At 59.2% G+C, this 9358-nt stretch carries 9 protein-coding genes and 1 pseudogene; 5 read left to right on the forward strand and 5 right to left on the reverse strand.

The window, feature by feature from the left end; translation table 11 throughout:
* From DH10_RS25510 to DH10_RS25530, 5 genes are all read left to right on the forward strand, one after another.
* Positions 1 to 593, forward strand: a 593-nt coding sequence (locus DH10_RS25510; RefSeq protein WP_192385490.1) for an IS630 family transposase, incomplete at its 5' end; no start/stop codon positions are given.
* A 223-nt stretch (positions 594 to 816) separates the two neighbouring features.
* Positions 817 to 1170 (forward strand): IS66-like element accessory protein TnpA, encoded by a 354-nt coding sequence (gene tnpA, locus DH10_RS25515; protein WP_040582614.1) that lies wholly within the window; start codon positions 817 to 819, stop codon positions 1168 to 1170.
* Positions 1167 to 1514: an IS66 family insertion sequence element accessory protein TnpB gene (gene tnpB / locus DH10_RS25520; RefSeq protein ID WP_006201720.1), complete on the forward strand. Its 348-nt coding sequence runs from the start codon at positions 1167 to 1169 to the stop codon at positions 1512 to 1514. The genes tnpA and tnpB overlap by 4 nt, the downstream gene beginning before the upstream one ends.
* A 65-nt stretch (positions 1515 to 1579) precedes the next feature.
* The gene (tnpC, locus tag DH10_RS25525) at positions 1580 to 3256 is read left to right on the forward strand and encodes an IS66 family transposase (protein WP_192385491.1); all 1677 of its coding nucleotides are present in this window, start codon (positions 1580 to 1582) and stop codon (positions 3254 to 3256) included.
* Between the two features lie 2 nt (positions 3257 to 3258).
* Positions 3259 to 3492 (forward strand): hypothetical protein, encoded by a 234-nt coding sequence (locus DH10_RS25530; protein WP_023778258.1) that lies wholly within the window; start codon positions 3259 to 3261, stop codon positions 3490 to 3492.
* A 139-nt stretch (positions 3493 to 3631) separates the two neighbouring features.
* Here the strand turns inward: DH10_RS25530 and DH10_RS38005 are convergent, their stop codons facing one another.
* The 5 genes and pseudogenes from DH10_RS38005 to DH10_RS25550 all read right to left on the reverse strand — a co-directional run.
* The gene (locus DH10_RS38005; RefSeq protein WP_192385492.1) at positions 3632 to 5110 is read right to left on the reverse strand and encodes an MmgE/PrpD family protein; all 1479 of its coding nucleotides are present in this window, start codon (positions 5108 to 5110) and stop codon (positions 3632 to 3634) included.
* Positions 5111 to 5290: 180 nt separating this feature from the next.
* Positions 5291 to 6139: a nitrilase-related carbon-nitrogen hydrolase gene (locus tag DH10_RS25540; protein ID WP_281423868.1), complete on the reverse strand. Its 849-nt coding sequence runs from the start codon at positions 6137 to 6139 to the stop codon at positions 5291 to 5293.
* A 156-nt stretch (positions 6140 to 6295) separates the two neighbouring features.
* Positions 6296 to 6451 (reverse strand): annotated as a pseudogene (locus tag DH10_RS37255) (ABC transporter permease); the annotation flags it as partial.
* An 88-nt stretch (positions 6452 to 6539) separates the two neighbouring features.
* Positions 6540 to 8126 carry an ABC transporter substrate-binding protein gene (locus DH10_RS25545; RefSeq protein WP_192385494.1) on the reverse strand — a complete coding sequence of 529 codons (1587 nt, stop codon included), beginning with the start codon at positions 8124 to 8126 and terminating at the stop codon, positions 6540 to 6542.
* Positions 8127 to 8391: 265 nt separating this feature from the next.
* A partial coding sequence (locus DH10_RS25550) for an amidohydrolase family protein (RefSeq protein ID WP_192385495.1) occupies positions 8392 to 9358 on the reverse strand: 967 nt, incomplete at its 5' end.

The raw sequence follows: 9358 nt of genomic DNA on the forward strand, positions 1-9358 counted from the left end.
TTTATGTCGATCCACCGGCCCACGCCATCGTGCTGTCGGTCGACGAAAAGAGCCAGATCCAGGCGCTCGACCGCACCCAGCCCGGCCTGCCGATGAAAAAGGGAAGGCTCGGCACCATGACACATGACTACAAGCGCAACGGCACGACCACCCTGTTTGCCGCCCTCAACGTGCTCGACGGCACCGTTATCGGCAAGAATGTCGGCAAGAACATGCAGCGGCATCGCCATCAGGAGTTCATCCGCTTCCTCAACGCCATCGAGGCGCAAGTTCCGGTCAGCAAGGCCGTCCACGTCGTGCTCGACAACTACGCCGCCCACAAGCACCCGAAGGTGCGTGCCTGGCTCAATCGCCATCAGCGCTTCACCTTCCACTTCACGCCGACCTCGTGCTCGTGGCTCAACGCAGTCGAGGGCTTCTTCGCCAAGCTGTCGAAGCGACGCCTCAGGCGCGGCGTCTTTCATTCTGTCGTCGACTTGCAGGCGGCCATCAACCGCTTCCTCGAAGAACACAACCAGCAACCAAAGCCCTTCCATTGGACCGCCGACCCCGACAAGATCATTGCCGCCGTCAGGCCCCGGACATGCCTTTAGACGTAAGACTTCTCTGATCCGGCGCATCGACAATCTCTGGGTTGGCATCAGGCTTCCTCGCTTGAACGAGGCACCCCGTAGCTGAGTTGTCGGCGTCCCGCACCTCCGAAAAGGTGCTCACGATCGTCGTACGCCTCCGGCGAAGGCCGCCTTGCGCGAGCATGGCACGGTAGCGAAGTTGCGCTCTTAAGGTCGCCCTTACGAGCGTAGTTAGCAGCACAGCATGAGCCATGTGACGTTATTGACCGGACCGGAGCGTCGTCGTCGTTGGCGTGAAGAGGATCAGTGCCGGATACTGGCCGCGGCATTCGCGCCCGGGGCCACAGTGGCGGCGGTGGCGCGTCAGTACGATGTCGCGACCAGTCTGATCTATAAGTGGCGCCGCACGCTGAGAGCCCGCGAGACAGGCTTTGCCGAAGTTGTCGTGGTTCCCGATGAGCCTGTCGCCGCTTCGGTGCCGGCGGCGCCCCCAGCGGTGATCGAGCTGGAGATCGCCGGCAAGGTGCGGCTGCGGATTCCGCTGACCACACCGCCGACACTGGCGGCGGCGATGGTGAAGGCGCTGGGCGTTTCATGATCCCGGTTCCGAGCCAGGTGCGGATCTGGTTGGCGGTCGGCCGGACCGATATGCGTCGCGGAATGCAAGGCCTCGCTCTGCAGGTTCAGGAGACGTTGGGCCGCGATCCGCATGCCGGCGATCTTTATGTCTTCCGCGGCCGCAGCGGCAATCTGATCAAGATTATCTGGCATGATGGGCTCGGCATGTCGCTGTATGCAAAACGGCTCGAGAAGGGCCGGTTTCTATGGCCGTCGCCGGCGGATGGTACGGTTTCCATATCACCGGCGCAGCTCGCCTACATGCTCGACGGGATCGATTGGCGCAACCCGCGTCACACGTTCCGCCCCCAGCGCGCGGGCTGAGTTTTTCTTTGAGTTGCGGCATTTTCCGCGAGTCAGCGGACGCGTTTTATGATTCACTCCAGAGCATGGTTGCCACCGCCCTGGATGCTGTTCCGGACGATATCGGTGCGCTGAGAGCAGCGCTGACCGCGGCACTGGCCAGAGCCGAAGACGAGGCCGCGCGCGCTGCGTTGGTCGAGGCCGAACTGGCGGTCGCCAGGGCCAAGGCATCGGATGATGCGGCGCTGATCGCACATCAGGATCTGACGATCCGGAAGCTGCAGCGGGCGCTGCATGGTCAGAGTTCTGAACGCTCAGCCCGCCTGCACGACCAGATGGAGCTCACCTTCGAGGAACTCAAGAGCACGGCAACGGAAGACGAGATCGCCGCCGAACAGGCGGCGGCCCGGACCACCGAGGTGGCACCTTATGTGCGCAAACGACCGGCGCGCCAGCCATTTCCAGAGCATCTGCCGCGCGAACGCGTGGTCGAGCCGGCGCCGACCGCTTGCCATTGCTGCGGCGGTCATCGGCTGCGCAGGCTAGGTGAGGATATCACCGAGACGCTGGAGGTGGTGCCGCGGCAATGGAAGGTGATCCAACACGTGCGGGAGAAGTTCACCTGCCGCGACTGCGAGGCGATCAGCCAGGCTCCGGCGCCGTTCCACGCCACCCCGCGCGGCTGGGCCGGTCCCGGCCTGCTGGCGATGATCCTGTTCGAGAAGTTCGGCCAGCATCAGCCGCTCAACCGCCAGGCTGAACGCTATGCCCGCGAAGGCGTGCCGCTCAGCCTGTCGACCCTGGCCGACCAGGTCGGCGCCGGCGCCGCGGTGCTGATGCCGCTATTCAAGCGGCTCGAAGCCCATGTGCTGTCCGCTTCACGTCTGCACGGCGACGATACGACGGTTCCGGTCCTGGCCAAGGGCAAGACCGATACCGGCCGATTATGGACCTATGTGCGCGATGACCGACCGTTCGGCGGCGCCGATCCGCCGGCGGTGGTGTTCTACTATTCCCGCGATCGCCAAGGCGAACATCCCGCGGCGCATCTCGCCGGCTGGAGCGGCATTCTGCAGGCCGATGCCTATGGCGGTTATGGCGATCTCTATGCGGCGGGCCGTCAGCCGGCGCCTATTCTGGAAGCCAGCTGCTGGGCCCACAGCCGGCGCAAAGTGTTCGAGCTGGCCGATATCGAAGCGGCGGCGCGCAAGAAGGCGCACGGCGAGAAGCCCAACCTGGTCTATCCGCTAGCGGTTGAAGCCGTGAAGCGCATCGATGCCCTGTTCGATATCGAACGCGAGATCAACGGCCTGTCGCCAGGCCAACGCCACGCCGTGCGCCAAGAGCGGAGCGCGCCGCTGGTCACCGGGCTCGAGCGCTGGATGATCGAGACGCGCGACAAGCTCTCTCGCGGACACGATCTGACCAAGGCCTTCAACTACATGCTGCGCCGCTGGTCATCCTTCACCCGGTTCCTCGACGATGGGCGGATCTGCCTATCGAACAATGCAGCCGAGCGAGCCCTGCGCGGCGTCGCTCTCGGAAGAAAGTCCTGGCTGTTCTGCGGTTCCGATCGCGGCGGACAGCGCGCTGCCGTTCTCTACAGCCTGATCGTCAGCGCCAAGTTGAATGACGTCGACCCTCAGGCCTGGCTCGCCGATATCCTGGCGCGCATCGCAGCCCACCCAGCACAGCGGATCGATGATTTGCTGCCGTGGAATTGGAGATCCGCAAAACTGCAGACCCAACCAGCGGCGGCCTGATCATGCAGCGCAATAAGGTGCATCACGTCTACACCGTCGAACGTGTCGCCAGGGACCTCGGCGTCAGCGAAGCGCTCATCCAGGACCTGACCCTCGGTCTCGAGCCCGAGGACGGCGTCATCTGGGTGTACGGCGCCAACGATGACGACGGGATCTTGGCCTTCACCGATGAAGGCATCGAGGAAGTCAAACTCCTCCTCGAAGAATATCATCGCGTCTCCCCATCGAAAGCTTGACCCCAGCACCGCGGTGCTCAGGTGCTCATGGCCGCCGGATACGCACGCCTGCGGTCTTCACCGGATGGGTACCGATCGTCTGAAATCGTTGCTCATGATCTCGTAAAATCCGTGCTCACGATCGCCTGCAATACGCACTTCACTTATTTATTTCGTTCGAGATTGCGGACGACATTCTACACTGATTTTGGCTGATACCGATCCGGGGTCGTCCTTCGTCGAAGTCACTGACAGTCGGATCGAAGCCGCCAGGTATGAGTGTCTCGTCCGGTGCCGTCACAAGGTCACAAAGCTCGCGTAGGCTGCTGTTGGGTGAACCACCGAGAACAATCGCTGCAATTCGGTCTGCTCTGTCGCGGCCGAGCGTACCGCCGCAGTTTTCGAAAAATTTGCTCATAAGGGCGTCGTCACTCAAAGGCTCAGCTGCATCGCCAATGGTTGTATGTGCTCCACTGTCGAGTACAGTGCCATTCTTTAGCATCAATCGGACATTTGCCCATCGTTCCGCTGGAAAGAGCGCGTTGTACGTATCCATTTCGATCAGTTGAGCGTTACGGCTGACTGAAAGCACGTCAGGGTCGAGAAGCCCAACACCAGCGATCTCTGATGGGGTTAGACGACCATGGACTAAGGCCGCCCCCACAGCAAATGGTAGGCTGTACTGTGCTGCGTCCGTCTCGGATGGCTCCCTGCAGCTCAACGAAACGGCTTCATGGAAGGTTTCTATCGCAACGGACTGCACATGCTCGTGAGTCAACTCTGGATGGCGGCTTCTTAGAGAAAGAACTGCTTGGACGGCAGGCTGGGTCCACCGGCAAACTGGTACTGGCTTTACATATTGTTCCAAGATCCGCCAACGTTGACCAAGATCAGACCATAAGTCTTTAGCCTCCAACTCAAGATCGATTGTCTCTACAGGTGCCCCGGTGAATCCCTCCGCAGCTAAATATGCGGCCGAGGTGCCTGCGAAGGCTCCCATCGTAGAACCATCCTTCAGCATAGTTGGGTAGGTCACAACGCGCATGAGTGATGAGCGTGGGCCATAGTACTCTGCAATGCCAAGAGCGTGGCACGTTTCTAGTGCCGAAAGTCGCAACATCCTGGCTCCAATGGCGGCAGGTCCAAAAGAGTTCCATGCGCCCGACGAGTGGAAAACTGGAGATGTCGCGTGAAGCGCTATTCCTGCTCGTGTGCTGACCTCATAGCCAATCAGAAGGAGGTTTAGCAACTCATCAAGGTCATCAAGCTTCAGACTATCAGAAAAGGCAAGTGCAGCGGGCAATGCCGTCACACCGACATGTCCTTTACAGAGAACGTGACCATCGTGGGCATCAAACCCGTCGATAATAGCGGCACCGGCCATGGCAGCTCCCGGAACGCTAACTCGGCGACCGTCGAGAAGGAGCCTTGCACCGTCGGCATCCGAAGTTCCAAGGTGCCGAGCTACGAAGCGATTCACGATTTTGGCGATTGGTAGGCGGGTTCCGGCGATCGCGACTCCCAAAGTGTCAATAAGGCAGCGTCGAGCTTGATGACGCACAACAGTCGGCACTTGGGCAGAATTCAAGTCGTGAATGAAGGAGGCTACCTGCGTAGCTTGCTGAACATTTTTTCCCACAGTTATCTCCTAGGCAGCGCCTGATTGCACCTTCCGTCAGGGGCTCTATAATCTCAGGGGTGCTGCAAACCGCATGTAAGGCCTGGCGCCCAAGCCATGACGGTCTCCGTGTTGTCTTCGCTCATTGCACTTGACCCATCCCATGCGCCGAAGGCACGAAATTCGCTACAAACCAAATCATCAAGCCTCCTTCAGCCCGCAAAGGACGCGTCCGAGCTCTGTTGCCACGAGATGAGGCGTCGAATCGCGAACAGTGGGCAAAAGCTTTCTCGCCAGCGTCGCATCTCCCGTTTCAATAGTTGCGTGCACGAGTTCTTCACCCTCGCCCGCCCGAACTAGTTCATGTCCATAAGCGTCGAGAATCCGGGATCCGCCCCAGAAATCAAGGGCACCGCGAGTGCCGCAATGGTTGGTCATCACTATCGGCAGGCCGTATATCATTGCTATGTAGCGCAAATTCGTTTCCCAACTCCCCGGATTGTCAAAATCGCCTCCGACAGCACTGCGAGCCGATGCAATGGGGTGCAACAGGAGATCCGCCCCTTGGAGAGCGGCAAGCCAAGTGAGCGCAGGATCATAGCTGTCAGCGCAGATTAGAGTAGCGGCTTGCGTGGTCTCCACCAGTGCGAGTTCGACGCGGGTTCCGGCTGCATAACACAGCCCTTCACGCAAATTGCCATAGGTGGGAAGGTTAATCTTCCGATGCACATGTATTACCTTGCCGTCATAGATCAAAGCCTGTGCGTTGTAGCTTTCACCATCTTCGCCGGCCTCAATGAACCCGAAGGAAACAGCCATTGATCCGGCCGCGTTCATTATGGCAGCAATCTCAGTTGAAACGATCGAGCGCTTCAGCGATCTTAAGTCCGGTGCCGAGAGATAGTCGGTAAGAGAAAGCTCTGGAAAAACAAGAATGTCGACTGCTTTTAAACGCGCTTCCATGATGAAGCGCAGGTGCTTGTCGAGATTACTCCCGATATTGCCAGGCATACACGAAATTTGTGCGCAGGCGAGATTTAACCTACCCATTGGCTTGCTCTTGTGCGTTCATTGGCTACTCTGGATACTGAGATAACGAGATGCCAGTCGACTCGGAACGCAGCGTCATAGTCGACGGCCAGTCGATGTGATGTAGGAAGGGATCGCCAGGTGAGTACGAAGCCGCTTCCCCCGCCACGGTTCAAGAGCCGTGGCGGGAGATGCCTCGTGCATCACGTTCAGGCTCGCGGCACGGGTCATGCGCATCATGTGCTCCAAAACAACAAGCACCGGAGCGGCTGCCGCCAGTACGATCGCATGCAGCTTCTCTAAGAAGGGCATTCGATCGTAAACGGTCCAGATCGACTGGCGATCCAGCGTCGCCGATTGCTATATCCGGCTTCGGGCACAGCGCCATCGCCCGTTGCAGCTGCCCGACCGACCAATCTCCTCAGGCCTGCCAGCATAGGACGGCCGCCCTGCCGTTCATCATCTCCGAGGATGGGTTGGGGATCCAGCCAGCCACTCTGTCCTCCCGGTAGGCGTCAATATAGTTGTTGAACATCGGAGTTATAAGCCCGCCCTCATCGCGTATCAGCTTGCCAGCTTCGCTGTAAAGCTCCTTGCGCTTGGTCTTGTCGAGTTGGCCTTGTGCGTCCGAGATCAGCCCGTCGAATTTCGGGTTTTTGAACCGTGTGTCGTTCATATCAGACGACGAGATATAAGCTTGGGAATACACCAAGCCCTGAGTTGGCTGGCCATGCCACGAGCAGGCGGAAAGCGGCTGCTTGTTCCAAACCGAATTCCAGTAGCCGTCGCTCGGCTCGCGCCTGATGGTGATGTTGATCCCGGCCTTCTCGGCCGATTGCTGGAAAAGCGAGGCCGCGTCCACCGCGCCCGGGAAGGCGACCTCCGATGTTATCAGCAAGATCTCCCCGGTATAGCCTGATTTCTTCATGTAAAATTTTGCCTTTTCGGGATCGTACTGTCGCTGCGGGATGCTTTCGTCGAACAGCGGATAAGACTTGTTGACCGGCATATCATTTCCGACTGATCCATAACCGGCGAGGACCTTCTGAACAAGTTCTTCGCGATCGATAGCTAGCTTCAACGCCATGCGCACGTTGTTGTCGTCGAACGGCTTCGCGTCGGAGAGCATGTTGAAGCAGTTGAAGCCATGACCGGCGGAAGTTGCGATGACGACATTCGGCACCTTACTCAGAAGCCCGGCGACGCGCGGCTCCACCATGTTCACCATGTCCACCTGGCCGGACTGCAGCGCCGCGCTCCGCGCTGTCCAATCGTTGATTACCGTGATGTCTACGGTGTCGAAATGGCCGACGCTCGGATCCCAGTAGTTCTTAAACTTCTCCATCGCCACGCGAATGCCCGGTTCGAAGGTCTTCAGCTTGTAAGCGCCGGTGAAGATGCCCGCATCAGGCTTGTCGAAGCCGCCATTTGGCTGGATAACGAGCGCCCAGTGGGCCATCAAATATGGCAGGTCGGCGTTGGCGGACTTCAGGGTCACAACGAAGTTGTCACCGTCCGCCTTCGTCTCCTTGATGCCCTGGACGAGGCCGTAGGCGCCCGAGCTGGACTTCTTGTCGGAGTGACGCTGGATCGTCTTCACCACGTCGTCCACCGTCACCGTCTTTCCGTTGTGGAATTGTACACCCTTCCGGAGTTTGAAGATCCAAGTCACGGCATCGGGTGAGCTGTCCCAGCTCTCGGCCAGAGACGGCAGCACTTCTCCGTCAGGAGAAACGGTCGTGAGCTTATCACCCAGTGTGGACATGTACATAAACGGAACTTGGCCGCTTTGCAGCGCCGGGTCGAGCGAGTTGGTGCTGGCGCCCCCATTGACGCCCATCTTCAGCGCGCCACCATTCTTGGGCCCTGCGGCCCGTACAGCCGTGCCAAGCACTGTGTTTGCGATAGTGGCACCAACGCCGAGCGCGGCGGCGCGGCCCATGAAGGCGCGGCGGCTCATCAGACCACGCGCTGCGCGGGCGGCAAGGTATTCGAGTTCGACGGTCATTCAAGTTCTCCCTGTTTACATTGTTATTATCTAAGTTGCATTGATGGCATAGTACATCCGAGCGTTTGACGGCATGTACTCGCGCACGTAGTTGACACCCATATTCTTCAACTCTACTGCGTCGAGCGCATTGCGCCCCAAATGTGAATCCGCCGCCGCGTGCGCCCCGCGAGAAAGCTGGGCAGTCGTGATAGCGCATTCTGCCTTCAATACGTTCAGCGGAAAGCGCATCCTTTAAGCGGCGGCTGATTTCCCGCTGTTCGCGTTACAGGATCCGGTAAACTTCTCTGGCGTTCTCCCGAAAGAGCAGCGCCCTATGTTCCTCGGATATTCGTGCCTTGAAGGCATAGCGCGGGTCGTCGAAGTCCCAGTGAGGATAATCGCTCGCGTACAGTAGCCTGTTCCAGCCGATTTGCTCAAACAGATAGTTGAGATCCTCGGGATTGTCCGGCTCTTCCACCGGCTGTGTGGAAAAGTAGAAATGCTCGCGAAGATAATGGGAAGGCGGATGTTTCAGGCTTGCGACTTCCGAGGCCATACGCCGCCACATCATGTCGAGCCGGTGTCCAAGTCCGATCGACCAGGCACAGCCGCACTCGACGATGATCACCTTGAGAGACGGCAACTGGTCGAACACGCCATCAAGAATGAGACTCATAACCTGCGACTGAGCAGGCAAGGTGTAGTCCAAATGGCTCTCACAGTAATAGGACGGCCAACCGCTGGCAGTGTGTGCGCCGGCTCGGCCTCCGACGTGCATTCCGATCGGAAAGCCATGACGAGCCGCGGCTTCCAGGATAGGCCTGTAGCGCCGGTGACCCAACAGCTCCGTTGTCCCGATTGGGATCTGCACCTGGACAAATCGCGCATCCAGCGCACGCTTTTCGATTTCTGCGACCGCGGAAACGGCATCGTCCGGAACGACCAGAACGGACGCCTTCAGCCGATCCTCCAACTCGACGAACTCGGCGATCTGCCAATCGTTGATCGCAACGGCCAACGCGTTGCTGAGATCGAGATTGCGACCGCCATTGCCCTGCGCTACCAGGGGTTGGAGCACGCCGAAGACGACATTGTTCGGATCCAGGTGCTGCTTCCTCAGGAAGGCCAAGTCCGAGCCATACGGCCCGCCATCTGGCGGCAAGGCATCGTGACGGTATCCGTTGTAAGTGTACCCGTTATAGGTGATGCTGTCGGCAAACACCTCGAATCCCAACTCGCCATACTGATCG

It is taken from the genome of Mesorhizobium silamurunense (genome assembly GCF_014843825.1).
GTDB classification, from domain to species: domain Bacteria; phylum Pseudomonadota; class Alphaproteobacteria; order Rhizobiales; family Rhizobiaceae; genus Mesorhizobium; species Mesorhizobium silamurunense.